The organism is Streptomyces sp. NPDC002845, assembly GCF_053591955.1.
Genome location: NZ_JBSFUU010000034.1, coordinates 36,648 through 61,797 on the forward strand (window position 1 = coordinate 36,648; position 25,150 = coordinate 61,797).

The window sequence follows — 25,150 nt, forward strand, 5'->3', positions numbered from 1 at the left end:
TGTGACGCGTACGGGTCACGCGTCTCATGTACGGGCATACGAAATGCCGTGCCCCCCAGGCTAAAACCTGGGGGGCACGGCATTCATTCCGGGCCTGGTGGGGCCGCCGGGGAGCGGTGGGTCAGCTCTCCGGACGCTCCTCCGGGGCCGGTTCCTTCGTCACCGAGACGGACTCCGCGGCGCTGGCGATCGCCGGGGTCGCGCCGTTCGCACCGTTCGTCAGAGCGAGCTCCTTGGGGGAGAGCACCGGCGGACGGGTGGACGGCGTACGGCGGGAGGAGCCGGTCCAGGCGGGCCTGGGCGGGCGCTTGACGATGGGGGCGAAGATCTCGGCGATCTCCTCCTTGCCCAGCGTCTCCTTCTCCAGCAGCGCGAGGACGAGGTTGTCGAGGACGTCGCGGTTCTCGACCAGGATCTCCCAGGCCTCGTTGTGCGCATTCTCGACGAGTCTCTTGACCTCTTCGTCGACGAGCGCGGCGACCTCTTCCGAGTAGTCGCGCTGGTGCGCCATCTCCCGGCCGAGGAACGGCTCGGTGTTGTCGCCGCCGAACTTGATCGCGCCGAGACGCTCGGTCATGCCGTACTGCGTGACCATCGCGCGGGCCGTGGCGGTGGCCTTCTCGATGTCGTTCGCGGCGCCCGTGGTCGGGTCGTGGAAGACGAGCTCCTCGGCCGCCCGGCCGCCCAGCATGTACGCCAGCTGGTCCAGCATCTCGTTGCGGGTCGTGGAGTACTTGTCCTCGTCCGGCAGGACCATCGTGTAGCCGAGGGCGCGGCCTCTCGACAGGATCGTGATCTTGTGGACCGGGTCGGAGTTCGGTGAGGCCGCCGCGACCAGGGCGTGACCGCCCTCGTGGTACGCGGTGATCTTCTTCTCCTTGTCCGACATGATCCGGGTCCGCTTCTGCGGGCCCGCCACGACGCGGTCGATGGCCTCGTCCAGCATCTGGTTGTCGACCAGCTTCTTGTCCGAGCGGGCCGTGAGCAGCGCGGCCTCGTTGAGGACGTTGTTCAGGTCCGCGCCGGTGAAGCCCGGCGTACGGCGGGCGACCGCCGCGAGGTCGACGTCCGGAGCGACCGGCTTGCCCTTCTGGTGGACCTTGAGGATCTCCAGACGGCCCTGCATGTCCGGGCGGTCGACCGCGATCTGGCGGTCGAAGCGGCCGGGCCTCAGGAGTGCCGGGTCGAGGATGTCCGGGCGGTTCGTCGCGGCGATGAGGATCACACCGCCCTTGACGTCGAAGCCGTCCATCTCGACGAGCAGCTGGTTCAGGGTCTGCTCGCGCTCGTCGTGGCCGCCGCCGAGGCCGGCGCCGCGGTGGCGGCCGACCGCGTCGATCTCGTCGACGAAGACGATCGCCGGGGCGTTCGCCTTGGCCTGCTCGAACAGGTCGCGGACACGGGAGGCACCGACACCGACGAACATCTCGACGAAGTCGGAACCGGAGATCGAGTAGAACGGCACGCCCGCCTCGCCTGCGACGGCGCGCGCGAGCAGCGTCTTACCCGTTCCGGGCGGGCCGTAGAGCAGCACACCCTTGGGGATCTTGGCGCCGACGGCCTGGAACTTGGCCGGCTCCTGGAGGAACTCCTTGATCTCGTGGAGTTCCTCGACGGCCTCGTCCGAGCCGGCGACGTCCGCGAACGTCGTCTTCGGGGTGTCCTTGGTGATGAGCTTCGCCTTGGACTTCCCGAAGTTCATGACCCGGGAGCCGCCGCCCTGCATCTGGTTCATCAGGAACAGGAAGACGACCACGATGAGGACGAAGGGGAGCAGGGAGAGCAGGATCCCGACGAACGGGTTCTGCTTGGACGGCGAGACCGTGTAGCCGTCCTCGATCTGCTTGTTCTGGAACTTGTCCTGCAGGGTGGTGGCCAACGCCACACCCTGGTCGCCGATATAGCTCGCCTGGATCTTCGAGCTGTCCTCGATCTTTTCGCCGTCCTTGAGCTCGACCTTGATGGTCTGCTCGTCGCCGGTGGTCAGCTTGGCCGACTTGACCCTGTTGTCATTGATCGCCTGGACGACCTGGCCGGTGTCCACCGTCTTGTAGCCGCCGGACGAGCCGACGACCTGCATCAACACGACCACGGCGAGGACGGCCAGCACGATCCACATGACCGGCCCACGGAAGTATCGCTTCACGTCCATCCATACGGAGCGGTGCCGCCCCGTCCCTCCTGCCATAGTGAGTTTGATAAAGACTGTTCTTCGGACGGTACCCCAGCATTGTCACCCGAAGCTGCGCGAGGCGGCTGTCAGTCCCGTCCTTGCATGCTCCAACGGTGCGAAACCCGCTGAGGTTCCCGATCGTCCTACGGGGCCCCACCCGTCCGGCTCAGCCGCCGTAGACGTGGGGCGCGAGCGTACCGACGAACGGGAGGTTGCGGTACTTCTCGGCGTAGTCGAGGCCGTAGCCCACGACGAACTCGTTGGGGATGTCGAATCCGACCCACTCCACGTCGATCGCGACCTTGGCGGCCTCGGGCTTGCGCAGCAGGGTGCAGATCTTCAGCGACTCGGGCTCGCGGGAGCCGAGGTTGGAGATCAGCCAGGACAGGGTCAGGCCGGAGTCGATGATGTCCTCGACGATGAGGACGTGCTTGCCCTTGATGTCGGTGTCGAGGTCCTTGAGGATCCGCACGACACCGGAGGACTGGGTGCCCGCGCCGTACGAGGACACCGCCATCCAGTCCATGGTGAGGGGGGTGGACAGCGCACGCGCGAGGTCCGCCATGACCATCACCGCGCCCTTGAGGACACCGACGATCAGCAGGTCCTTGCCCGCGTACTCCGCGTCGATCTTCGCGGCCAGATCGGCCAGTTTCGCGTCGATCTCTTCCTTGGTGATGAGTACCTGCTTGAGGTCGGTACCCATGTCTTTCGCGTCCACCCGCATCACTTTCGGTCGTCCCACCGGCTGCCACCGGCCGCTCCCCTTCAGGGGTGACCGGCTGCCTCCCCGAAGGGGAGAGTTTCAGCCTTGCCGAATCACCAGTCTGCCACCCTGCCGCTGGGCGACGACCCGGCCGGGGAGATTGATGGCTCCCTGGCCGCGCCAGCCGGTGATCAGCCGGTCGACCTCCTCGATGTGCCGGGCGAAGAGCGAACCGGCCGGAGCGCCCGCCTCGATGGCGGCGCGGCGCAGGATCCGGCGGCGTACGGCGGGGGGCAGGGCGTAGAGCTTGGCGCACTCCAGGAGGCCGGTGGCGTCGCGTACGGACGCCTCGGCCTGGCCGGCCCAGGTGTCGAGGGCGTCGGCGTCGTCCCGGGAGAGCCGGGCCGTACGGGCGAGCGCCTCGACGACGCCCTTGCCGAGCGCCTTCTCCAGGGCGGGCAGGCCCTCGTGGCGCAGCCGGGAGCGGGTGTAGGCGGGGTCGGTGTTGTGGGGGTCGTCCCAGACGGGCAGGGACTGGACCATGCAGGCCTTGCGGGCGGTCTGCCGGTCGAGCCCGAGGAAGGGCCGCCGGTAACGGCCGCCGGCCCCCGAGACCGCGGCCATTCCGGACAGGGAGCGGATGCCGGAGCCGCGGGCGAGGCCGAGCAGGACGGTTTCGGCCTGGTCGTCGCGGGTGTGGCCGAGGAGGATCGCGGCGGCGCCGTGCCGTTCGGCCGCGGCGTCCAGGGCGGCGTAACGGGCGTCACGGGCGGCGGCCTCGGGTCCTCCGCCCGCCCGTCTCCCACCACCACCCTCAACCGAGGCGCTGTGCGCCGCCCTTACTGGTTGGCCGACGCTCACGGCGGCGGACTCGACGGGGTCCAGGCCGAGTTCTCTCAGGCGCAGGACGACTTCCTCGGCGCGCAGGCCGGAGCCGGGCTGCAGGCCGTGGTCGACGGTGATGCCGCCGGCGCGGACGGCGAGTTTGGGGGCTTCGAAGGCGAGGGCGGAGGCGAGCGCCATGGAGTCTGCGCCGCCGGAGCAGGCCACGAGCACGAGCGGCGGGGGCGGCTGCTCGTGCGGCGTGGAGTCGGGGGTGGGGGCGTGTTCGGTGAGGATGTCGTGGAGTACGCGGCGCACCGCCAGGCGTATCGCCGCGACCGCGGGGTGGGGACCCATGTCCGGTTCCCTTCATGAAGTTTTCGGGGGACGAGCCCGAAGTTCGGTCACTCAGAGTGTGTAGATGGTGACAGAACCGGGCCGTTCCCCGAGCATTGCACGCCTACCCATGCCCCACGGTCCCTCGGACGGGTGATTGAAGGGGCGTTCGCCTGCCGTCGGCCGGATTCGTTTCACGACCTCCTCATGGGTCACGCCTCCGACTTCCGGTGCACCCGCGCGACCCAGTCCGCCGGTTTGGAGATCTCCGCCTTGGTCGGGAGGGTGTTCGGGGAGGTCCACACGCGGTTGAAGCCGTCCATGCCGACCTGCTCGACGACGGCGCGTACGAACCGTTCGCCGTCCCGGTACTGCCTGAGCTTGGCGTCCAGACCCAGCAGTTTGCGCAGGGCGAGATCCAGACGCGACGCCCCGCGTGCGCGTCGTTGCTGGAACTTCTCGCGGATCTCGCCCACGGACGGGACGACCGCCGGGCCCACGCCGTCCATCACGAAGTCCGCGTGTCCCTCCAGAAGGGACATGACGGCCGTGAGACGGGCGAGGATCTCGCGCTGGGCGGGCGTCTGCACCAGTTCCACGATCGAGTGGCCGTCGTCGCCCACCTCGCCCTCGGGACGTCCTCCCGCGAGCGTCTGGGCGGCCTCCCTGATGCGCTCCAGGACGGTCATGGGGTCGACCTCGGTCTCCCCCAAGAACGACTGGATTTCGCCCTCCAGGTGGTCACGCAGCCAGGGCACGGCCGTGAACTGCGTACGGTGCGTCTCCTCGTGCAGGCACACCCAGAGGCGGAAGTCGTGGGGCTCCACGTCGAGTTCGCGCTCCACGTGCACGATGTTCGGCGCGACCAGCAGCAGCCGGCCGCCGCCGTTCTCCCCCGCCGGAAGGTCACGGGTCGAAGGGGCGAAGGTCTCGTACTGGCCGAGGACCCGGGAGGCGAGGAAGGACAGCAGCATCCCGAGCTCCACGCCGGTCACCTTGCCGCCCACCGCGCCGAGCACGGCCCCGCCCGGAGTACTGCTGCGACGTTCCTGCATCTTGTCCAGCAGCGGCTTGAGCAGCTCCCGGAACCCGGCGACGTTCGCCCGGACCCAGCCCGGCCGGTCGACGACCAGGATCGGGGTGTCGTCGGGCTGCTCGGGGCCCATCCGGGTGAACCCGCGGACGTGTTCCTCCGACGCCTTGGCATGCCGGCGCAGCTCCGCGACGACGGCCCTGGCCTCGTCACGGCTCACCTCGGGGCCCGGCCGTACGAGCCGGGTCGCGGTCGCCACCGCGAGATTCCAGTCGACCATCCCAGCAGATGCGGCACCACCGATGCTCGTCATGCGTCAACCGTACGGGAGCGCTGCCGCTTGGGGCAGGGCGTACGGGGGTGGGGGTGCCCTCGTGTGGTTATGAGGCCGGGGTGGGGTGAGCCGTGGTCTCGTCGCGTCGTTGGGTAGCTGCGGGTCGTGGTGGGCTGGTCGCGCCCACGCGGCGGAGCCGCATATGTCACAGCCCCGCGCCCCTTACGGGGCACGGCCCTGCGGCGGCTGCCAGGCAGAAACGCTCGGGGCACTAGCTGCAGCCGCACTCCGCCAAGGCCGATGCCGCCTCGTCCAAGGCCCCCTGCGCTGCCGTCGGGTCCACAGTCCCCGTGGCCAGGAAGGCGAAGGTCAGGAGGTGGCCGTCGGTGTCCACGACGGTGCCGGCGAGGGTGTTCACGCCGGTCAGGGTGCCGGTCTTGGCGCGTACGACGCCTGTGCCGGAGGAGTCGGTCGGGTAGCGGTTGCGGAGGGTGCCGGTGAAGCCGGCGATGGGGAGGCCGGTGAGGATCGGGCGGAGTTCGGTGTGGGCGGGGTCGGCGGACTTGGCGAGGAGGGCGGTGAGGAAGCCCGCGGTGAGCCTGTCGTCGCGGTCGAGGCCGCTGCCGTCGGCGAACTCGACGCCCGTCAGGGGCAGGTCCAGCTTCTTCAGCTCCGTGCGGAGGGCCGTCGCAGCGCCCTCGAAGCTCGCGGGCTCGCCGGTGGCCACGGCGACCTGGCGGGCGAGGGCTTCGGCGATGTCGTTGTCGCTGTTGGTGAGCATGCGTTCGACGAGGGCGGACAGGGGCGGGGAGGAGACGGAGGCGAGGGGCTCCGCGCTCTTGGCCGCCGTGGAGGGGCTCACGCCGTCCGTGGTCCTGATGCCCCGGTCCGCCAGCAGGCCGGCGAAGGTCCTGGCCGCCTCGGCCGCCGGGTCCGCGCTGCGGTCCGCCGGGCCGCTCTGCGAGTCGTCGAGGCGGCCCTCGTCGGCCATCAGGGCGGTGACCGGGGCGAGGTTCGTGTTCACTCCGATGGGGTGCAGCGTGGGGCCCTCGTAGAGCGAGGTGTCGTACGTGAGTGTGACCGTGTCGAGGTCGCGCTTCTTCAGGGCGGCGGCCGTCCTGTCGGCGAGGGTGCGCAGGGAGGCGTTGCCGCCGGCGTCCTCGCGGGCGGTCAGGGTCGGGTCGCCGCCGCCCACGAGGACGAGCTCGTCCGAGTCGGGCTGCAGGACGGTGCGGGTGGTGATGCGGTGGTCGGGGCCCGCCGCCGAGAGGACCGCGGCGGCCGTGGCGATCTTCGTGGTGGACGCGGGGGTGACGGCGTCGTCCTGGCCCGTGGCGTAGAGCCGGGTGCCCGTGGCCACGTCGACGACGGCGGCCGCGGGGCGGGCGCCGAGGGCGGGGGCGTGGAGGAGCGGGTCCAGGAGGTCGGCGAGGACCTTCTCGGCGGGGGCGGGGACCGCGTTCGTGGCGCCGCCGAGTCCCGCCAGGACGGAGGCGGCGCTCGGGGCGGGCTTGGGCGCCCCCGGGGACGTACGGGCCGACGTACCGGAATTACGTCCGTGATCTGCGCCACCCTCGCGGTCGTGCGACAGGGCCCGGTCGCGCTCGGCCGTACGCTGACCCGTGGAGTCCCAGGGACCGGCCGCGGCCACCGCCCCGGCCGAGAGCGCCAGGCCCAGGGTGGCCGCACCGGCGGTGAGCTGGAGGGTCGTGAGCCTCATGGAGCGTGCCGACACGGCCTTCGTGACACGCAGGAGGCGCGGTCGCACGGCGTGCGTGACGCGTACGACGCGTGGTCGCACGGCTTGCGCGCCGCGCGCCAGACGCGGTTTCGCGGCGGCCGTGAACCGTGCCGCACGCGTCCTCGCGGCCCGCCAAGCCTTCAGCTCCGGCACGACCACCAACCCCTTTCGCGATCACACACCTGCGTGAGGGACACTTAACCACCAGAACTATGTGTTGATCATGGAGGAGCCACCGGTGGAGTTCGACGTCACGATCGAGATTCCGAAGGGTTCGCGGAACAAGTACGAGGTGGACCACGAGACCGGTCGGATCCGCCTGGACCGTCGGCTCTTCACCTCGACCAGCTACCCGGCGGACTACGGGTTCGTCGAGAACACGCTCGGCGAGGACGGTGACCCGCTGGACGCGCTGGTCATCCTGGACGAGCCGACCTTCCCCGGCTGTCTCATCCAGTGCCGCGCGATCGGCATGTTCCGCATGACCGACGAGGCCGGCGGCGACGACAAGCTGCTGTGCGTCCCGGCGCACGACCCGCGCGTGGAGCATCTGCGGGACATCCACCACGTGTCCGAGTTCGACCGCCTGGAGATCCAGCACTTCTTCGAGGTCTACAAGGACCTGGAGCCCGGCAAGTCGGTCGAGGGCGCCGACTGGGTGGGCCGCACCGAGGCCGAGGCCGAGATCGAGCGGTCGTACAAGCGCTTCAAGGACCAGGGCGGCCACTGACCACCAGCTCGTACGGACGGGCCGCGCGACCCTGCTGGGGCCGCGCGGCCCGTCCGTGTGTGGGTGCCCATACTGAGGCGTACCGGAGGTACCGGAGGTGTCGTACGAGGAGCGATACGCAGTGATGCACGAGGAGGACCGCAAGCCGCAGTCGGACGAGGCGCACAGTGCGTTCGTGCGGCCCGCGGGTGGCTCGGCGATCGACGGGGAGTCGTCGACGACCTCCGAGTTCGCCGTGCCGGAGGGCCTGGCGCCGCCCCAGCCGTCCGCCGCCGAGCCCGAGGGGTCGGCCTTCAGCCCGCCGCGCACCTACAGCGCCCGGCACGCCCCGCCCGCCTTCACGCCGCCCACCGGGATCCCCGCGGTCAAGCTGACCAAGGAGGTGCCCTGGCAGGACCGGATGCGGACGATGCTGCGCATGCCGGTGACCGAGCGGCCGGCGCCCGAAACGGTGCACAAGGAGGACGACGAATCGGGGCCCGCCATCCCGCGTGTGCTCGACCTCACCCTCCGTATCGGGGAGTTGCTGCTCGCGGGCGGGGAGGGCGCCGAGGACGTGGAGGCGGCGATGTTCGCCGTGTGCCGCTCCTACGGCCTGGACCGCTGTGAGCCGAACGTCACCTTCACGCTGCTGGCCATCTCGCACCAGCCGTCCCTGGTCGACGACCCGGTGACGGCGTCGCGGACCGTGCGACGCCGGGCCGCGGACTACACGCGGCTCGCAGCCGTCTACCGGCTCGTCGACGATCTGAGCGACCCGGAGACCACGGTCTCGCTGGAGGAGTCCTACCGGCGCCTCGCGGAGATACGGCGCAACCGGCACCCGTACTCCGGCTGGGCGCTGACCGGGGCCGCCGGGCTGCTCGCGGGCGCGGCCTCCGTCCTGGTCGGCGGTGGCGTGATCGTGTTCGTGGCGGCGGCACTGGGCGCGATGCTGGGCGACCGGCTGGCGTGGCTGTGCTCGGGGCGCGGGCTGCCGGAGTTCTACCAGTTCACGGTGGCCGCGATGCCGCCGGCGGCCATCGGGGTGGCGCTGAAACTGGCGGAGGCGGACGTACGGGCGTCGGCGGTGGTCACCGGTGGGCTGTTCGCACTACTGCCCGGACGGGCGCTGGTGGCGGCCGTGCAGGACGGGCTGACCGGCTACTACATCACCGCGTCCGCGCGCCTGCTGGAGGTCATGTACCTCTTCGTGGGCATCGTCGTCGGCGTCCTGCTGGTCCTGTACTTCGGCGTGGCGCTGGGCGCCAAGCTCACACCGGACGCGGCCCTGGGCAGCACCGAACGGCCGCTGTGGCAGCTCGGCGCGTCCATGCTGCTCGCGTTCTGCTTCGCCGTACTGCTCCAGCAGGAACGTTCCACCGTGCTGATGGTGACCCTCAACGGGGGCGTCGCCTGGTCGGTGTACGGCGCGATGCACTACGCGGGCGGGATCTCGCCGGTGGCCTCGACCGCCGTCGCGGCGGGTCTGGTGGGCCTGTTCGGGCAGCTGCTGTCCCGCTACCGGTTCGCTTCGGCGCTGCCGTACACGACCGCGGCCATCGGGCCCCTGCTGCCGGGGTCGGCCACCTACTTCGGACTGCTCGGGTTCGCGCAGAACGAGGTGAATGACGGCCTGGTCTTCCTGACGAAGGCCGCGGCGCTCGCCATGGCCATCGCCATCGGCGTGAACCTGGGGTCGGAGATCTCGCGGCTGTTCCTGCGGATTCCGGGGGCGGCGAGCACGGAGGGCCGGAAGGCGGCCAAGCGGACCCGGGGCTTCTGATCCCGCCGCCAACACACGGCCTCGCGCGCCGCGTTACCCCGGGCGCCCCGGGCTCGACCCTTTCTGGGAGGCTTACGCGGCGGGCTCTAGGATGGTCGCCTGCCACCCGTCCGCCCACAGCCGAACCAGGCTCGCAGGCCGAAACAGGAGATCATGGCCAAGCCCGTCGGTCCACACGTTTTCAACGCCTTCCGCGGCACCCTCATCGGTGCGGCCGAGGTCGTGCCCGGCATCAGCGGCGGCACGGTCGCACTGATCGTCGGGGTGTACGAGAAGCTGATCGGCGGCGCGGGACACATCACCAGCGGCCTGCGCACCGCCGTGACGGACATCCCTCGCGGGCGCGGCACGAGTCGCGCCGCGGAGCGGTTCCGGCAGGTCGACTGGGGCGTGATCGCCCCGCTGATGGTCGGCATGGCCGCGGCGCTGGTGCTCGGCGCCAAGCTGATCGCGCCGGTCGTGGAGGAGCACCCGCAGTTCTCGTACGCCCTGTTCTTCGGCCTGGTTCTGGCGTCGCTGTACGTGCCGTACTCGAACTCGGGGCAGCGCTGGAAGGCCGGGCACTACGCCCTGGGCCTGGTGGTCGCGGTCGGCGCCTTCTTCCTGACCGGCATGCCCCCGGCCCATATGCCGACCAACCCGGTGATCGTCTTCTTCGCGGGCTCCGTCGCCATCTGTGCCCTGGTCCTGCCCGGCGTCTCCGGTTCGTTCATCCTGCTGACGCTGGGCCTGTACGAGCCGACGATGGACGCGGTCAACGAGCGCGACCTGGGCTATGTGGCCGTCTTCGGCACGGGCTGCGTCGTGGGGCTCGCGCTGTTCGTCAAGCTGCTGAAGTGGCTGCTGGAGAACTACCACCACATGACCCTGGTCGTGATGACCGGCCTGATGGCGGGCTCCCTGCGGGCGCTGTGGCCGTGGCAGGACGACGACCGGGGCCTGCTCGCCCCGTCCGGTTCGGTGGGCGTGACCTTCGCCCTGGTGGCCCTCGGCGCGGTCCTGGTCGTCGCCGTGCTGGTGGTGGAGCGCCGGGCACACGCCAAGAAGTCGCAGGGCGACGGGGAGCAGGGCCCGCCCGCCGCCCGCCGCAGGCGTCACGCGCGCGTGCCCTCGGCCTGAGCCCGACGGTCCTGCGGTCCTCGCGCCGGTGCATGCCGGTGCGGGGCCGGGGCCGCGGGGCAGCGCGCCCTGCGGCCCCGGCGCCCGGTCACGCCCCGTGCCGGGCCGCGTTCGCGGCGATCGCGTCCCGCAGGTGTTCGGCGAGGCCAGGACGCATGGAGTCGTAGAACGCCTTGAAGCGTTCGTCGGAGACGTACATCTCGGCGAGGCCGCGGTGCATGTCGTACGGACACTCGTAGAACCATTGGCTGATGTGCTGTCGGTGTTCCTCGGCCATGTCCATGGCCCGCTCGCCGGTGGGGGGCTCGCCGGCGGCCATCAGGGCGTCGTAGCGCTCGCTCCAGTCGGCCACCTCGGCCTGCATGCGCTTCCAGTCCTCCTTGGTGTACGAGGCCGCACGACGCTGTGACTCGGCGTACGTCTCCGTGCCGCCCCAGCGCTGCTCCGCCTCCTCGGCGTACATCTCCGGGTCCTTGTCCCCGAACACCTCGAACTTCTCCTCGGGCGTGAGGTTGATCCCCATCTTCCGTGCCTCCATGGCGTGCTCCACGGCCGCGGCCATCTTCTGCAGCTTCTCGATCCGGGCGGTCAGCAGCTCGTGCTGGCGGCGCAGGTGCGCCCGCGGGTCCGCGTCCGGGTCGTCGAGCAGGGCCGCGACCTCGTCGAGGGGGAAGCCGAGCTCCCGGTAGAACAGGATCTGCTGCAGCCGGTCGAGGTCGGCCTCGCTGTAGCGCCGGTGGCCCGCGTGGCTGCGCTCGCCGGGTACGAGGAGGCCGATCTCGTCGTAGTGGTGCAGCGTGCGCACCGTGATGCCGGCGAAGCCGGCGACCTGTCCCACGGTGTAGCTCATCGCTTCCGCTCCCTTCTCGGTACGCACTTCAGGCTGAGCCCTCACGTCACGTGAGGTGCAAGTCCCTCAGGTGCACGTCCCTGAGGTGCACCTCCCCGCGGTCCCTGCGGTGCGCGTCCCTGCGGTGCACGTCCTTGAGGTGCGGGCCTCGCACCCCGGACCTACCGTCTGATGCATGCCACTGCACCGCGGGGCCGAGGCCCCGAAGGACCAGGACAGCGCCCGGCACAGGCTCGCCGTGAACCCGTTCCACGGCGACGCGAACCCGGTCGGCGGCATGGAGGAGGCCCCGCCCCGGCACCGGCTGCCGGACGGCCCGCTGGCGCCCGCCACCGCGTACGGGCTCGTCCACGACGAACTCATGCTGGACGGCAACGCACGGCTCAATCTCGCCACCTTCGTCACCACCTGGATGGAGCCGCAGGCCGGGGTCCTGATGGGTGAGTGCCGGGACAAGAACATGATCGACAAGGACGAGTATCCGCGCACCGCCGAACTGGAGCGACGGTGCGTGGCGATGCTCGCCGACCTGTGGCACGCGCCCGACCCGGCCGCCGCCGTGGGCTGTTCGACCACCGGGTCCAGCGAGGCATGCATGCTCGCCGGGATGGCCCTGAAGCGGCGGTGGGCCAAGCGGAACGCCGGCCGGTATCCCTCCTCCGGTGCCCGGCCGAACCTCGTCATGGGTGTCAACGTCCAGGTCTGCTGGGACAAGTTCTGCAATTTCTGGGAGGTGGAGGCCCGCCTGGTGCCCATGGAGGGCGACCGCTTCCACCTCGATCCGCAGGCCGCCGCCGAACTGTGCGACGAGAACACCATCGGCGTCGTCGGCATCCTCGGGTCCACCTTCGACGGGTCGTACGAGCCGATCGCCGAACTGTGCGCGGCCCTCGACGAGTTGCGGGAGCGGACCGGACTCGACATCCCCGTGCACGTCGACGGGGCCTCCGGGGCCATGGTCGCGCCCTTCCTCGACGAGGACCTGGTCTGGGACTTCCGGCTGCCGCGCGTGGCGTCCATCAACACGTCCGGCCACAAGTACGGGCTCGTCTATCCCGGTGTCGGCTGGGCACTGTGGCGGTCCGCCGCCGAGCTGCCCGAGGAACTCGTCTTCCGGGTCAACTACTTGGGCGGCGACATGCCCACCTTCGCGCTCAACTTCTCCCGGCCGGGCGCCCAAGTGGTCGCGCAGTACTACTCGTTCCTGCGGCTGGGCCGCGAGGGCTACCGGGCCGTGCAGCAGTCCACCCGGGACGTTGCCCAGGGGCTCGCCCGGCGAGTGGCGGAGCTGGGCGACTTCCGGCTGCTCACCCGGGGCGACCAGTTGCCCGTGTTCGCCTTCACCACCGCGCCGGACGTCACCGCGTACGATGTCTTCGACGTGTCCCGGCGGCTCCGCGAGAGCGGCTGGCTGGTGCCGGCGTACACCTTCCCGCCCCATCGCGAGGATCTGTCGGTTCTCAGGGTCGTCTGCCGCAACGGCTTCTCGGCCGATCTCGCCGAACTGTTCATGGAGGATCTGGGCCGCCTGCTGCCCGAACTGCGCCGACAGCCGTGTCCGCTGGCACGGGACAGGGAGGAGGCCACCGGGTTCCATCACTGAGCCCCAAGGTCCCCGGATCTCTGGGGCCTTCGGCGGTCAGTCGTCGGCCACGACAAGGTCGCCGAGCGCGGAGAGCGGTTTCGGCTACCGCGCATCCCCCGGATGCCCTTCCCCCGTCGCGTACGGGTTCTCCTCGCCCTCCGCGAGCACACCCACGAACGGCTCCCCCTCACCCGCGAAGGTGTATGCCCCGCCCTTGATCCGCTCGATGAGTTCCCGGGTCCACCGGGCGCCGGTGTCGGCGGAGTGGACCCAGAAGTTCATGATCTCCCCGATGTGGCCGAGCGACTCGGGCCCCGCCTCGGGGGTGTAGTACTCGGTGACGGACTTCCGCCAGGCCTCGATGGTGCGCACCCGTTCCTCCAGGAGCCCGAGGACCTCCTCGCGGTCGAGGTCGACCATGAAGCCGAGCGCGGCGGAGAGGATGTCCGGCTTCTGGTCGTACGCGGTGAGGGAGGCGCGCAGCAGGGTGAGGTACTCCTGGTTGCCTGCCTCGGTGATCTCGTACTCGGTGCGGGGCGGGCCGCCGGCCGTGGACGGCGCGATCTCGTGGGCGTGCAGCAGCCCCTGCTTCGCCATCTGCTTCAGGGCGTGGTAGATCGAGCCGGGCTTGGCGTTGGACCACTCGTGCGCACCCCAGTACTCCAGGTCGTTGCGCACCTGATAGCCGTGGGCCCGCCCGTGCTGGCGGACCGCACCGAGCACGAGGAGACGGATCGCTGACATGGGGCCAGCGTAGAACCCGGCCGCTCACAGCCGGGCACCCCCTCAACCCCAGCCGCTCCCCTGCCTCGCAGCACCCGCTCCTCAGCCCCAGTCACCCCCCTGTTCCTCCGCCACCAGCTCGAACGCCGTTTTCCCGTCCAGGGACTCCCTGATGATGTCGGCGTGGCCGGCGTGCCGGGCGGTCTCGCGGATCAGGTGGAGGGCCAGCCAGCGCATCGAGACGCGCCCCTCCGGCGGGAACCAGGGCTGGTCGGGCAGCGCGAACGTGTCGTCGAGGCTCGGTACCGAACGGATGAGCGCCTCCGTCTCGGCGGCGACCTTCTCCCAGTACGCGAGCTGCGACTCGACCGTCTCGCCGTCGACGAGGACGAAACACTCGTGCCAGTTCGACTCGTCCCGCTCCACCGCCGGCTGCTCGCCCTTGGCCCGCGCGACCCACCCCTGCTCGACCTCGGCGACATGCTTGAGCAGCCCGGAGAGCGACAGCTCACTGGCGCTGGGCCGGCTCGCGGCCTGCTCCTCGGTCAGCCCGAGCAAGGTCCGGCGGATGCCGCCGCGCTGCTCCTCCAGAAACGCCAGCAGCGCGCCGCGCTCGTCACCCTGTGCCTCTGCGGATACGTGCGTGACCATGACGGGCCGCCTCTCATCGGGATCGGGACGGGGATCGGGTTCTCGCCCCTGACACCGATGAAGCTACGGGCCCTTGCGGTCAGGCTCTGTCCGCAATCACAAACGATGAGGGCCGCCCCCGCTCGGCGCATGAGGATGAGTACAGGGGGAGGGCCGGTGTATGGGGAGGGCCGGTGTATAGCGTCTCTGGAACTCTTAAGGATCCTGGGTTACCGCGTGGCCCCGAGGGGTGGAAGCGACAGCGAGCGCGGACGAGTCCGGGCCGATCCTTGGGTAGAGCCCGTGTGCGGCGTCACTGGCGGTGACGCGGGGCCAGCGTCTGGACTGTGCCCGGCTGCGCTTCACGGGGTGGTGCTGCGAGGGCTGGTGCAGGGGATCGCCGCGATCGCCTGGCGCCGGTTCTCGTACGGGCCGGGGTCCTCGCCCTTGTGCTGCTGCCCGGTGCCCTCGGGCTCTACCACCTGGTCGACAACGCCGCGTACCCGCGTACGACAGCTGGTTGTACGGGAGCTGACCGGCTCCGCCGCCTTGCGGACGTGACCGCCCCGGTGCCGGGCCGACAGCTGGGTCGACCCGGCCCGCAGGCGCTCATGTCTCAGTGCCTCATGTCCCAGGCCCTCATGTCTCAGAACGGGAAGAAGCTCCGCCCGTGCTGTACCGAGATCCACTTCTGCGTCGTGAACGCGTCGACGGTCGTCTCGCCGTTCAGGCGGCCGATGCCGGAGTGCTTCTCGCCGCCGAAGGGGACGAGGGGCTCGTCGTGGACGGTGCCGTCGTTGACGTGGAACATTCCGGTGTCGATCTGCTTGGCGAAGGCGACACCACGCTCGATGTCGCCGGTGTGGACGGCGCCGCTGAGGCCGTACGGGGTGTCGTTGACGATGTGTACGGCCTCCTCCTCGCCGTCGAAGGGGATGAGGAAGGCGACGGGGCCGAAGACTTCCTGCTGGAGGAGGGAGGAGTCGGCGGGCACGTCGGTCAGGACCGACGGCTCGACCAGGTTGTCCGTCGTCGTGCCGTGTACGAGGGCCGTGGCGCCCTCGGCGATCGCCTGCTCGACGGCGCCCGAAACGGAGTCCGCCTGGGAGGAGTTGATGACCGGGCCGATGATGGTCTGCGGGTCGCGCGGGTCGCCGGACTTGAGGGTCTTGACCTTGGCGACGAACTTCTCGGTGAACTCGTCGGCGATCGAACGGTCGACCAGGACACGGTTCGCGGCCATGCAGACCTGGCCCTGGTGGACGTACCGGCTGAAGACGGCCGCGTCGACCGCGTAGTCGATGTCGGCGTCGTCGAGGACCACCAGCGCGCTGTTGCCGCCCAGTTCGAGGATCGAGCGCTTGAAGTTCGAGGCGCAGACGGTGGCGACATGGCGGCCGACCTTGTCGGAGCCGGTGAAGGAGATGAGCTTGGGGACGGGGTGCTCGATGAAGGCGTCGCCGATCTCCGCGATGTCGGTGATGACGACGTTGAGCAGACCGGCCGGGAGGCCCGCGTCCTCGAAGATCTTCGCGACCAGGGAGCCACCGACGATCGGGGTGTTCTGGTGGGGCTTCAGCACCACGCCGTTGCCGAGGGCGAGGGCCGGCGCGACCGACTTCAGGGAGAGCAGGAAGGGGAAGTTGAAGGGGCTGATGACGCCCACGACGCCGACGGGCACGCGGTAGAGGCGGTTCTCCTTGCCGTCGATCGGCGAGGGGATGATCCGGCCCTCGGGGCGCAGCGACAGCTGGATCGACTCGCGCAGGAACTCCTTGGCGAGGTGCAGTTCGAAGCCCGCCTTCAGGTGCGTACCGCCGAGCTCGGCGATGATCACCTCGGTGATCTCCTGCTCGCGCTCCTCGATCAGGCGCAGGGCCTTCTCGAAGACGGCACGGCGGGCGTACGCGTTGATCTTGGCCCATTCCTTCTGGGCCTTCTCGGCCGCGCGGTAGGCCTGATCGACCTCGTCCGTCGTGGCTATCGTGATCGCGGCCAGCTTTTCGCCGTCGTACGGATTGAAGTCGATGATCTCCCATGAGCCGGTGCCCGGGCGCCACTCGCCGTCGATGTACTGCTGGGCCAGATCGGTGAAGTAGGACGACATGTGATCCCTCAAATCCTGGGTCGAGCCCGGGCAACAACGTTTGATCACACGTCATCGTACTGGTGTGCAAAGGGAGTTGGAGAGCTACTCCGGAGACTCTGTGGAGACTCTCAGGACAGGGACTCTCAGGAGAGAGACTGTCAGGAGAGAGACTCTCCAGGACAGCTGGAGATCAGGACAGCTGGAGAAGTCCCCGTAGCAGATCGCGGCTCTCCGAAGGGCCGGGGCTGTCGTCCTGGAGCTGCTTCATGGCGCGTTCGTACTGGGTCACGTCCTCGCGCTTGTCCAGATACAGCGCACTGGTGAGCTGCTCCAGATAGACGACGTCCGACAGATCGGACTCGGGGAAGCTCAGCACGGTGAAGGCGCCGCTCTCGCCGGAGTGGCCGCCGAAGCTGAACGGCATGACCTGGAGCTGTACGTTGGGCCGCTCGGAGAACTCGATCAGATGCTGGAGCTGGCCTCGCATCACGTCCCGGTCGCCGTACGGCCGCCGGAGGGCGGCCTCGTCGAGGACGATGTGGAAGTCGGGGGCGTTCTCGGACACCAGGTACTTCTGGCGCTCCATGCGCAGCGCGACACGCTTGTCGATGTCGGCCGCGCTCGCGTCCTCCATGCCGCGCTCGACGACCGCGTGCGCGTACGCCTCGGTCTGCAACAGGCCGTGCACGAACTGGACTTCGTACGCCCTGATGAGGTGCGCCGCGCCCTCCAGGCCGACGTAGGTGGGGAACCAGCTGGGCAGCACGTCGGAGTAACTGTGCCACCAGCCCGCCACGTTGGCCTCCTTGGCGAGCGAGAGCAAGGAGGTGCGCTCCGTCTCGTCGGTCACGCCGTAGAGCGTCAACAGGTCCTCCACGTCGCGCGCCTTGAAGCTCACCCTCCCCAGTTCCATACGACTGATTTTGGACTCGGAGGCGCGAATTGAGTACCCCGCCTTCTCGCGGGTGACCCCCTGCGCCTCCCGCAGCCGCCTGAGATGCGAGCCCAGCAGCATTCGCCTCACCACCGACCCGCTCGATTCACCGGCGCTCACGTACGTCAGCCTCCCCAACCGTCCTCAAGGCCCGAAGTCTGCCACTAAACCGCTCCGATGCGCACTCGCCCGGTTACAGAAATGGCAAGTCTTCGCCAGCCGACATCGGTTGAACCACAGGAAGCAGCCAGGGGAGGGACAGCAAAGAGACAGGAAGGGGAGAGGGAAGGTAGGGGGAGGGGGAGGGAAGGGGGGAGAAAGTACCAAGGAAGAGTCGGGAGAGGGCCGGGAGAGGCCCAACGGGAGGGCAACAGAAGGGGAGAAGGTGACAGAAGAATTAAGGAGAAGCGTTACGCGAAGGTCCAATTCCGGCGCGTGCACGTGCATCTGCCCTTGCATCTGCCGTACGCATCAGAAACCATGGTCCCGCGCCACCGCTGCATCGCCATGACCGCGGACACCCGGGAGTGCCTCGCATGGGGACGAATGGATCGACCATGCTCGAACCCTTACGGCAGGGACTTCCGCCACTCGATCCCGCGACCGTGTCCAACGCCGCCTCGTGCGCTCTGCCGGCCCGCTACGAAGCCGTACGCGAGGCGAGACAGTTCACACGCGGCACGCTCGGTCAGTGGGACATAGGCGACCGCTTCGACGACGTCTGCCTGGTGGTCTCCGAACTCGTCACCAACGCCCTGCGTCACGGCCTGTCCCCCTTGGACGCCCCACGGACCCCACGTGTCCCGCGCGTACCGGGCCAGGGTCAGGAGCCGCCCGTACGGCTGCATCTGATGCGCTGGAGCGAGCGGCTGGTGTGCGCGGTGCGTGACCCCAGCCACGACACTCCGGTCGCCGGCGACTCGGACGACTTCTCCGCGGAGTCGGGGCGCGGGCTGTTCCTGGTCGACTCGTTCGCCGACAGCTGGGGCTGGCACCCGCTGGCGGGCACGCTGAGCGGCAAGGTGGTGTGGGCGCTGTTCCGGCTGCACCCCGAACCCGTGGCCGAGACCGTCGAGACAGTCGAGACCGTCGAATGAGGAACCGCGGCGCTTCCGTGCGCCGCGGTTTCTACGCGCGTTACCCCACGCCGAACGGCCGCGACCCCGGGTAAGCGGCCCGGGTAAGGGGGTCAGCCGCCCACGAGGTGGTCGAACTCGCCGTCCTTGGCGCCGAGGAGCATGGCCTCGATCTCGGCCCGCGTGTACACAAGCGCGGGCCCGTCGGGGAACCGCGAGTTCCGCACGGCCACACCTCCGTCGGGCAGCCGCGCGAACTCCACGCAGGAGCCCTGCGAGTTGCTGTGCCGACTCTTCTTCCAGGCCACCTTGTGGAGCTGTGTCAGCTCCGTCGCGGCCATGCCGTTGTACACGTCATCCACGCCGAACACGTCGTGGTCCACAGGTCGCTCCCCGGGTGGTGCATTGGCTGATGTGGCCATTGATGCAGCGGTCAACTGCCCGGATCATAGCTCTGTTCATGTGCTGATGCATGAGCGAATGCATGGGCAGATGCACGTGCACGCGCGGTGCTTCCTTGATTACAGGTTTTACGGTCGCATGGTTGCCCCGCGTACCAGTTCAGACGCAAGAAAGGCCGTTCGTGTTCCATCGTGCGTGGGGAGTTGGAGTTCGTCGAGGTCACAAGGGCCCCGGGGAGGTGGTGGGTCCTCCCCGGGGCCGGGTGGGGGTGTGGCGTGAGGGCTCGCGATGGCTATTGCGAAGCCTGACGTGTCCACTGCAACGTGGCCGTCTGAGTGCCAGGGGGTGCCTGAGCGGCCTGGGATTGGTTGAGCGCCTTGGGGTGCCTGAGTGGCTCGGGATGCTTGAGCACCTGGGATGCCTTGGCGCTTGGGACGTCCTGGCTCCTTCGGGCGCCTCAGCGCCTTGGGGTGCCTACCGCGACGAGTACGGCAGCAGCGCCATCTCCCGTGCGTTCTTGATCGCGCGGGCCAGCATCCGCTGCTGCTGGGCGGTGACGCGGGTGACGCGGCGGCTGCGGATCTTGCCGCGGTCGGAGATGAACTTCCGCAGCAGGTCCGTGTCCTTGTAGTCGACGTACGTGATCCCGGCCTGGTCCAACGGGTTGGGGCGGGACTTCATGGGCTTGCGTTCGGCCTTGCGGGCCATGTCAGACCTCCAGAAAGGTGTCGAAGGGGCGCGGGAGACGGGACCAGGCGTCGCGTCCGGCGGCGTACTTGGCGTCGGTGAGCAGGCAGTGCTCCAGGAGCCGTTCGAGCCCGTCGCGGTCGAGGCCGGGTGAGGTGAAGACCAGGTGCTGGCAGCAGTCCCCGTGCTCGGGGTGCCAGTCGAGCGCGGCGGCCGCCCGGCGCACCGGCGGGACCATCTCCCACGCCGCGTCCGGCAGTGAGGCGAGCCATGGCCCGGCCGCCTCCACGCACAGCGCCCCGCCGGCCGCGTCCCAGTGCAGCAGCGTGTCCGGCCGGTCGGCCAGCCAGAACCGCCCCCGGCTCCGCGCCGCCGCGCAGGTCAGGTCCTCCAGCGCCGCGTACAGCCGCTCCGGGTGGAACGGACGGCGCCGGTGCCACACGAAGGTCGACACCCCGCACTCGTCCGCGTCCGTCGGCAACAGCGCGCACGCCGGGTGCTGGGCCGCTGCCGCGGCTTCGACGTCGAACCCGGCGAAGGCGGCTTCGGTGAGGGGGGAGGGAGAAAAAAGGCCCGCGGGGTGTGCGGGATCTGCGGGGCCCACCGGGCCCTGACGCCCCGCACCAGCCGAGGCCAGGCCGGTCCCGTCCGCATCGCTCGCGCTCGCGTCGACCGCACCGGCCGCGTCGACCGTGCCACCCACGTCAGTCGCGCCGGTCATGCCGCTCGCACCGGTCGCGCCGGCCGTGCCGCTCGCGCCCATCGCGCCAGCCGTGCCGGTCGCCCCCGCCGCTTCGACCACGCCGCCCGCACCGGTCGCGTCGGCCGTGGCGCTCGCGCCAGCCGTGCCGGTCGCCCCCGTTGCGTCGACCACGCCGCCCGCGCCAGGCGTATCGGCCACACCGCTCGTGTCCCCCGTCCCGGCAGACCCCGAGCCCATCGAGCTCGCGGCCCCGAACCGGTCGTGCGCCCCGGCCGGGCTCGTGTCGCCCCACGGGCCCTGGCTCGCGGCAGGGTGCGAGCCCGGTGCGGAGCCGTCGGCCGAGCCCGACGTATCGGCCGGGTTCGGCCGGGTGAACCAGTCCATCCCCGGCATCGCGTCGCCGGAGGCGTCCGTGGCTCCCCCGCCCGCGATCGGCACCTGGCGGGCCGTCGGGTGGAGTTGGGCGAGGAGGGCGCGGTCCTCGTCGTCGGCCTCCGGGGAGTCGGCCACGGCGAGGACGGGGGCGTACTCCAGTTGCCGGGCGAAGGTGTCGGCGACGGTGCGCTGGTCGGTGGCGGCAGCGGCGAGGCCGGCTTCGGCGAGGTCGTCGCCGTTGCCGAGGTACGGCAGCAGCAGGGCGGGGTCGACCGCGGTGATCACCGAGGTGACCGTGAGCCCGGCGGCGGCCACCACCTCGGCCATGGCCTTCGGCTCGACCGAGTCCCACAGTTCGACGACGGCGAGCCGGGTGAGGCCGCTGTCGGCGAGCCGCTCCAGCTCGGGCACGAGGTCCTCGCGGAGCGCACAGCACGCGCAGTCGTTGACGAGCGGGGTCTCGCCCGTGGAGACGAGGCCGGCGCGGTCGCGGACCGTGCGGAGGACCTTGCCGTCGACGGCGGCGTCCAGGTCGTGGTGGAGCGCGACGCTGCCCGGCACCTCGGCGAGCAGCTGCTCGACAGCGGCCCGGCGGGCGTCGGCGTGCAGCCCGCCGACGATCGCGACAGAGAGCTTGCCCACGGGTCAGCTCCGCTTCCCGTACCGCTTCTGGAACTTCTCCACGCGCCCCGCCGTGTCCAGCACACGCGCGGTACCCGTGTAGAAGGGGTGGCTGACGTTCGAGATCTCGACGTCGACCACGGGGTACGTGTTGCCGTCCTCCCACTCGATCGTCTTGTCGCTCGTCATGGTCGAGCGGGTCAGGAAGGCGTGGTTCGCGGCACGGTCACGGAAGACGACGGGGCCGTACGACGGGTGGATTCCCTTGCGCATGACGGTCAGCGCTCCTCTCGGAAGTCGACGTGCCGGCCGACGACCGGGTCGTACTTGCGCAGGGTCAGCCGGTCCGGGTCGTTGCGGCGGTTCTTGCGCGTGACATAGGTGAAGCCGGTGCCGGCCGTGGACCGGAGCTTGATGACCGGACGGAGTTCGTTGCGTGCCATGCTGGTACCTTACTGAAAACGAATTCCATTTACATCACCACATCGAGAGAGGTGCATCACCCTTGTCCGCCCACTGCATGCTGACCGGCGCCCAGCCGGGCTTCGGCAACCGCATCTCGCACTCCCACCGGCGTACGTCCCGCCGCTTCGACCCCAACATCCAGAGCAAGCGGTACTGGCTGCCCAGCGAAGGCCGTTACGTACGCCTGCGGTTGAGCGCGAAGGGGATCAAGACCGTCGACACGATCGGCGTCGAGGCAGCGGTGGCCCGTATCCGCGCCCGCGGAGTGAAGGTCTGAAGAGGCAAGGCCGAAGAGGCCGAAGGGACTGAGAGTCTGATGGCGAAGAAGAGCAAGATCGCGAAGAACGAGAAGCGGCAGGAGATCGTCGCCCGGTACGCCGCGCGCCGCGCCGAACTGAAGGAGATCATCCGGCGACCGTCCTCGACGGACGCCGAACGGCTCGCCGCCCAGCGGGAGTTGAGCAAGCAGCCGCGCGACGCCAGCGCCACCCGCGTACGCAACCGGGACCAGGTGGACGGCCGCCCTCGCGGCTACTTCCGGACCTTCGGCCTGTCCCGGGTGAGCCTGCGGGAACAGGCGCACGCGGGCTTCCTGCCCGGGGTGCGCAAGTCCTCGTGGTGAGCTTGGGGTGAGTCCGAGGGCGGGTTCGGGTGGGCTCGGGGGCGAGTTCGGGGTCAATTCGGGGTGAGCCTGTGTTGACCCCGCGGTGATCTCGCGGTGACCTCGCACTTTCACCGGTCGCCGTGAGGGCCGCCCGCCGAGGCCGTTCCGATCGCTGAGGTCCTCCCCGTACCAGCTGGTAGCTTGCCGATGTCGCTGCGTCGAACTCGACGGCCGCCCCTTTGGGAGGCTCACGCGTTTTCTTCGGTATCCGTAGCGATGTGTCATCCGTCGGTGTCGTGCTGTGTGTCCGGTACCGGTTTCGGTGTCAGCTCCGTGTGTGAGTTCGCGGATCGAATGCGTGACCTTCTCGCGGGAGTGTCGTTGATCGGATGACAGCACCACGGGCGGGAGAGGGGGTACCGGTGAGCCGGAAGCTGCCGCTGGGCGAGAGCGAAACGGCCCGGACCGCCTGTGCCCGTGGTCTGCTGCGTGCGGGTGTGGTGGAGAAGACGGGCGAGGTCCTGTCGGCCGCTGTACTGGTGGAGCGGGTCGGCTGGGCTGCTGATCTGGTGTCCGGCATGGCCGCCGAACTGCTGGCCGAGCACTGGAACGCTGCCGATGTGGACGTACTCGCCTCCGGTGAGGACGCGGGCGGGCAACAGCTGCCGTCGAACGCGTGGATGGCACTGCGCCGACTGGGCTGGACGGCGTGTGACAGCCAGCAGGCCACCATCGAACGCGGCGAGGACGACCCGCAGCGCGCGCTGCTGCGTCTGCAGCTGCCCACCCGGCCCGACCCGCGTTCCTACCGGGACTGGACGTGGGTGGCCTGCCCCGTCACGCTGCCGCCCACGGTCCCGCACGTCGCGGTGCTGCACCTGCCCACCCTCCGCCTCGTGGGCGGGAAGGTGCGCGCCGATCTCGCCTACACCCACGCTGTACCCAAGGCCTGCCGTACCGGGCACAGCGTGGCGCTCGGTGTGGACTGGGGCCTGAACACCTTGCTGTCCGCGGGTGCGGCCCGGCTGCACGACGACGGGCGGATCACCGCGCTCGGGCACGGCGCCCAGTTCCGGGCCGCTGGGATACTCGCGAAGCAGCACCGCCTGAGGCGCCTGTCGGAACACCTGCACACCAAGGCCGACCACATCGAGCGGCTCATCGACGCCGACGAGCAGCACGAGCTGTCCGGCAGACACCAGGTGCTGCGGGACGAGACCCGCTTCGTGTCCGCCCGCAGGTCGCACCTCAACAACGCCCTCGCCTGGTCCGCAGCCCGCTGGACGGTGGATCAGGCCATCGCTGTCCACGCCACGGTCATCCACCTCGAAGACCTGCGGTCGATGGAAGCCAAGGGCATGGGCCGCACCCACAACACGCGCATGTCCCAGACGGTGCGCGGGCAGGTCGCCGACCGCATCCGGCACCTGGCCGCCGAGGCCGGGATCGCCGTCGTCACCGTCCCGCCGCGGAACACCTCCCGGCACTGCCCGAAGTGCCTCACCCCGCTGCGGCACCGCAAAGCACCCGACCGCCCCACCGCACCGGGCTGGAAATGGGCCATCTGCCCCGACCGCGCCGGATGCGGCTGGCAGGGCGACCGCGACCTGGGCGCATGGCAGCGCATTGCCGCACGCGGCCTCGTCCACCAGGCCAAGACCGTCACCGACCGGGCCACCGGGCAGATGATGATCCGCACCGTGGTGGACACACTCGAAACCAACGCGGTCATCACCCCGACCGCCGAGACCAGCCGGGCCGACCGGTCCAAGACCGGCCCCACCCGGCCACGTTCCACACGCCCCGCGCCCAGGCGACGCAGGGCACCCTCCCCCACCGGCCCCTCGGGCCCGGCGGGCAAGCGTCCGGAGGGACACGCTCACACGGGCCCAAGGCCGCTGCCCCGCGCAGCCCACCGGCACCAGGGCGTGACGACGATCAGCACACCCACCCCCGGACCACGTCCGGGGAGACCCCCATCCGGCCGACACCGGCCACGAGGAGCAGCACTGGGCGCAGGCTTCCACCTGCACGCCCACGCCACCCCGCCACAATGGGCACACCCCACACCAGACACCATGTCTGACACGGGATCACTAAGCTGATTGGAGACGCTCCAGTGACTACGGCGACTTCGACTTCGACTGCTCCGTCGGCCTTCCCCCTCCGACGGATGCGCATCGCGACCGCGGCGGCCGGACTGGCGGCCGCGCTCGCGCTGGCCGGATGCAGCGGCGACGACGACTCCGGCGGTACGGCGGAGACCGGGGCCTCGGCCGCCCCGAGCGCGACCGAGACGGCGGACACGGGCGGCGGCTCCGGTTCCGGTTCCGGTTCGGAAACCTCCGGTGGCGTGGGCGAGTTGGCGGGCAGCTGGCTGGCCACGACCGACGGCAAGGCGGTCGCGCTGATCGTCACCGGCGAGGATGCCGCGGTCTTCGAGACGGGCGGCTCCGTGTGCAGCGGCGCCGCGGGTGAGGCGTCGGGCACCCGGACGCTCCGCCTCACCTGCACGGACGGCAGTGGCGCCCGCACCAAGGGCACGGTCGACTCCGTCGACGCCGACTCGCTCACGGTCACGTGGGAGGGCGACGTCGGCGAGGAGACGTACCAGAAGGCCGAGGGCGGCACGCTCCCGCCGGGGCTGCCGACGGGGGGCTCGGGCTCGTAGGCGTACGGAGGGAATCGGCGCGCGCGGCGGCCCGGG

General features: G+C 70.2%; 24 protein-coding genes. 9 read left to right on the top strand and 15 right to left on the bottom strand.

Annotated elements, in window-relative coordinates:
• Nucleotides 1-121: 121 nt before the first annotated feature.
• From ftsH to dacB, 5 genes are all read right to left on the bottom strand, one after another.
• The gene (gene ftsH, locus ACWD3C_RS24645; protein WP_451147479.1) at nt 122-2,152 is read right to left on the bottom strand and encodes an ATP-dependent zinc metalloprotease FtsH; all 2,031 of its coding nucleotides are present in this window, start codon (nt 2,150-2,152) and stop codon (nt 122-124) included.
• A gap of 187 nt (nt 2,153-2,339) precedes the next feature.
• Nucleotides 2,340-2,900: a hypoxanthine phosphoribosyltransferase gene (hpt, locus tag ACWD3C_RS24650; protein ID WP_451147481.1), complete on the bottom strand. Its 561-nt coding sequence runs from the start codon at nt 2,898-2,900 to the stop codon at nt 2,340-2,342.
• Between the two features lie 78 nt (nt 2,901-2,978).
• Nucleotides 2,979-4,058: a tRNA lysidine(34) synthetase TilS gene (gene tilS, locus ACWD3C_RS24655; protein ID WP_451147362.1), complete on the bottom strand. Its 1,080-nt coding sequence runs from the start codon at nt 4,056-4,058 to the stop codon at nt 2,979-2,981.
• 191 nt (nt 4,059-4,249) lie between these two features.
• Nucleotides 4,250-5,383 carry a zinc-dependent metalloprotease gene (locus ACWD3C_RS24660; protein WP_451147364.1) on the bottom strand — a complete coding sequence of 378 codons (1,134 nt, stop codon included), beginning with the start codon at nt 5,381-5,383 and terminating at the stop codon, nt 4,250-4,252.
• Between the two features lie 232 nt (nt 5,384-5,615).
• A complete protein-coding gene (gene dacB, locus ACWD3C_RS24665; protein WP_451147366.1) occupies nt 5,616-7,244 on the bottom strand; it encodes a D-alanyl-D-alanine carboxypeptidase/D-alanyl-D-alanine endopeptidase in 1,629 nt (542 codons plus the stop codon).
• A 79-nt stretch (nt 7,245-7,323) separates the two neighbouring features.
• Between dacB and ACWD3C_RS24670 the strand changes: the two genes are divergently transcribed.
• The 3 genes from ACWD3C_RS24670 (at nt 7,324) to ACWD3C_RS24680 (ending at nt 10,699) form a co-directional block, all read left to right on the top strand.
• Nucleotides 7,324-7,815 (top strand): inorganic diphosphatase, encoded by a 492-nt coding sequence (locus ACWD3C_RS24670; RefSeq protein WP_030599677.1) that lies wholly within the window; start codon nt 7,324-7,326, stop codon nt 7,813-7,815.
• Between the two features lie 121 nt (nt 7,816-7,936).
• A complete protein-coding gene (locus ACWD3C_RS24675; protein WP_451147368.1) occupies nt 7,937-9,580 on the top strand; it encodes a threonine/serine ThrE exporter family protein in 1,644 nt (547 codons plus the stop codon).
• A gap of 153 nt (nt 9,581-9,733) precedes the next feature.
• The gene (locus ACWD3C_RS24680; protein ID WP_451147370.1) at nt 9,734-10,699 is read left to right on the top strand and encodes a DUF368 domain-containing protein; all 966 of its coding nucleotides are present in this window, start codon (nt 9,734-9,736) and stop codon (nt 10,697-10,699) included.
• Between the two features lie 88 nt (nt 10,700-10,787).
• Here the strand turns inward: ACWD3C_RS24680 and ACWD3C_RS24685 are convergent, their stop codons facing one another.
• The gene (locus ACWD3C_RS24685; protein ID WP_451147372.1) at nt 10,788-11,549 is read right to left on the bottom strand and encodes a MerR family transcriptional regulator; all 762 of its coding nucleotides are present in this window, start codon (nt 11,547-11,549) and stop codon (nt 10,788-10,790) included.
• Between the two features lie 175 nt (nt 11,550-11,724).
• Between ACWD3C_RS24685 and ACWD3C_RS24690 the strand changes: the two genes are divergently transcribed.
• Complete coding sequence (locus ACWD3C_RS24690; RefSeq protein WP_451147374.1) at nt 11,725-13,152, top strand: glutamate decarboxylase; 1,428 nt, start codon at nt 11,725-11,727, stop codon at nt 13,150-13,152.
• Nucleotides 13,153-13,236: 84 nt separating this feature from the next.
• On the opposite strand, the gene ACWD3C_RS24695 is transcribed toward ACWD3C_RS24690, so the two are convergent.
• The 4 genes from ACWD3C_RS24695 to ACWD3C_RS24710 all read right to left on the bottom strand — a co-directional run bounded on the left by ACWD3C_RS24695 (nt 13,237) and on the right by ACWD3C_RS24710 (nt 17,591).
• Nucleotides 13,237-13,878, bottom strand: coding sequence for a PadR family transcriptional regulator (locus ACWD3C_RS24695; RefSeq protein WP_451147376.1), 642 nt, complete (start codon nt 13,876-13,878; stop codon nt 13,237-13,239).
• Nucleotides 13,879-13,959: 81 nt separating this feature from the next.
• Nucleotides 13,960-14,508, bottom strand: a complete 549-nt coding sequence (locus tag ACWD3C_RS24700) for a DinB family protein (RefSeq protein ID WP_451147378.1) — start codon at nt 14,506-14,508, stop codon at nt 13,960-13,962.
• 625 nt (nt 14,509-15,133) lie between these two features.
• Nucleotides 15,134-16,594 carry an aldehyde dehydrogenase family protein gene (locus ACWD3C_RS24705; RefSeq protein WP_451147380.1) on the bottom strand — a complete coding sequence of 487 codons (1,461 nt, stop codon included), beginning with the start codon at nt 16,592-16,594 and terminating at the stop codon, nt 15,134-15,136.
• A gap of 172 nt (nt 16,595-16,766) precedes the next feature.
• On the bottom strand, nt 16,767-17,591 hold the full coding sequence (locus ACWD3C_RS24710) for a helix-turn-helix domain-containing protein (protein ID WP_451147483.1): 825 nt from the start codon (nt 17,589-17,591) through the stop codon (nt 16,767-16,769).
• A 476-nt stretch (nt 17,592-18,067) separates the two neighbouring features.
• On the opposite strand from ACWD3C_RS24710, the gene ACWD3C_RS24715 reads away from it, so the two are divergent.
• Entirely contained in the window at nt 18,068-18,607 is a 540-nt protein-coding gene (locus ACWD3C_RS24715) for an ATP-binding protein (protein ID WP_451147382.1), read from the top strand.
• A gap of 92 nt (nt 18,608-18,699) precedes the next feature.
• Here ACWD3C_RS24715 and ACWD3C_RS24720 read toward each other — a convergent pair whose 3' ends face one another.
• The 5 genes from ACWD3C_RS24720 to rpmG form a co-directional block, all read right to left on the bottom strand.
• Nucleotides 18,700-18,969, bottom strand: coding sequence for a DUF397 domain-containing protein (locus tag ACWD3C_RS24720; RefSeq protein WP_451147384.1), 270 nt, complete (start codon nt 18,967-18,969; stop codon nt 18,700-18,702).
• Between the two features lie 493 nt (nt 18,970-19,462).
• Entirely contained in the window at nt 19,463-19,696 is a 234-nt protein-coding gene (gene rpsR, locus ACWD3C_RS24725) for a 30S ribosomal protein S18 (protein WP_451147386.1), read from the bottom strand.
• A 1-nt stretch (nt 19,697) separates the two neighbouring features.
• A complete protein-coding gene (locus ACWD3C_RS24730) occupies nt 19,698-21,395 on the bottom strand; it encodes a GTP-binding protein (protein ID WP_451147388.1) in 1,698 nt (565 codons plus the stop codon).
• A 3-nt stretch (nt 21,396-21,398) separates the two neighbouring features.
• Entirely contained in the window at nt 21,399-21,647 is a 249-nt protein-coding gene (locus tag ACWD3C_RS24735; protein WP_451147390.1) for a type B 50S ribosomal protein L31, read from the bottom strand.
• 5 nt (nt 21,648-21,652) lie between these two features.
• Complete coding sequence (gene rpmG / locus ACWD3C_RS24740) at nt 21,653-21,817, bottom strand: 50S ribosomal protein L33 (RefSeq protein ID WP_033321692.1); 165 nt, start codon at nt 21,815-21,817, stop codon at nt 21,653-21,655.
• Between the two features lie 62 nt (nt 21,818-21,879).
• Here rpmG and rpmB point away from each other — a divergent pair, with 62 nt between their 5' ends.
• The 4 genes from rpmB (at nt 21,880) to ACWD3C_RS24760 (ending at nt 25,114) form a co-directional block, all read left to right on the top strand.
• Complete coding sequence (gene rpmB, locus ACWD3C_RS24745) at nt 21,880-22,116, top strand: 50S ribosomal protein L28 (RefSeq protein WP_218513959.1); 237 nt, start codon at nt 21,880-21,882, stop codon at nt 22,114-22,116.
• Nucleotides 22,117-22,155: 39 nt separating this feature from the next.
• Nucleotides 22,156-22,461: a 30S ribosomal protein S14 gene (rpsN, locus tag ACWD3C_RS24750; RefSeq protein WP_451147392.1), complete on the top strand. Its 306-nt coding sequence runs from the start codon at nt 22,156-22,158 to the stop codon at nt 22,459-22,461.
• 404 nt (nt 22,462-22,865) lie between these two features.
• Nucleotides 22,866-24,548, top strand: a complete 1,683-nt coding sequence (locus ACWD3C_RS24755; RefSeq protein ID WP_451147394.1) for a zinc ribbon domain-containing protein — start codon at nt 22,866-22,868, stop codon at nt 24,546-24,548.
• A 68-nt stretch (nt 24,549-24,616) separates the two neighbouring features.
• Nucleotides 24,617-25,114, top strand: a complete 498-nt coding sequence (locus tag ACWD3C_RS24760) for a hypothetical protein (protein ID WP_451147396.1) — start codon at nt 24,617-24,619, stop codon at nt 25,112-25,114.
• The last annotated feature ends 36 nt before the right edge of the window (nt 25,115-25,150 follow it).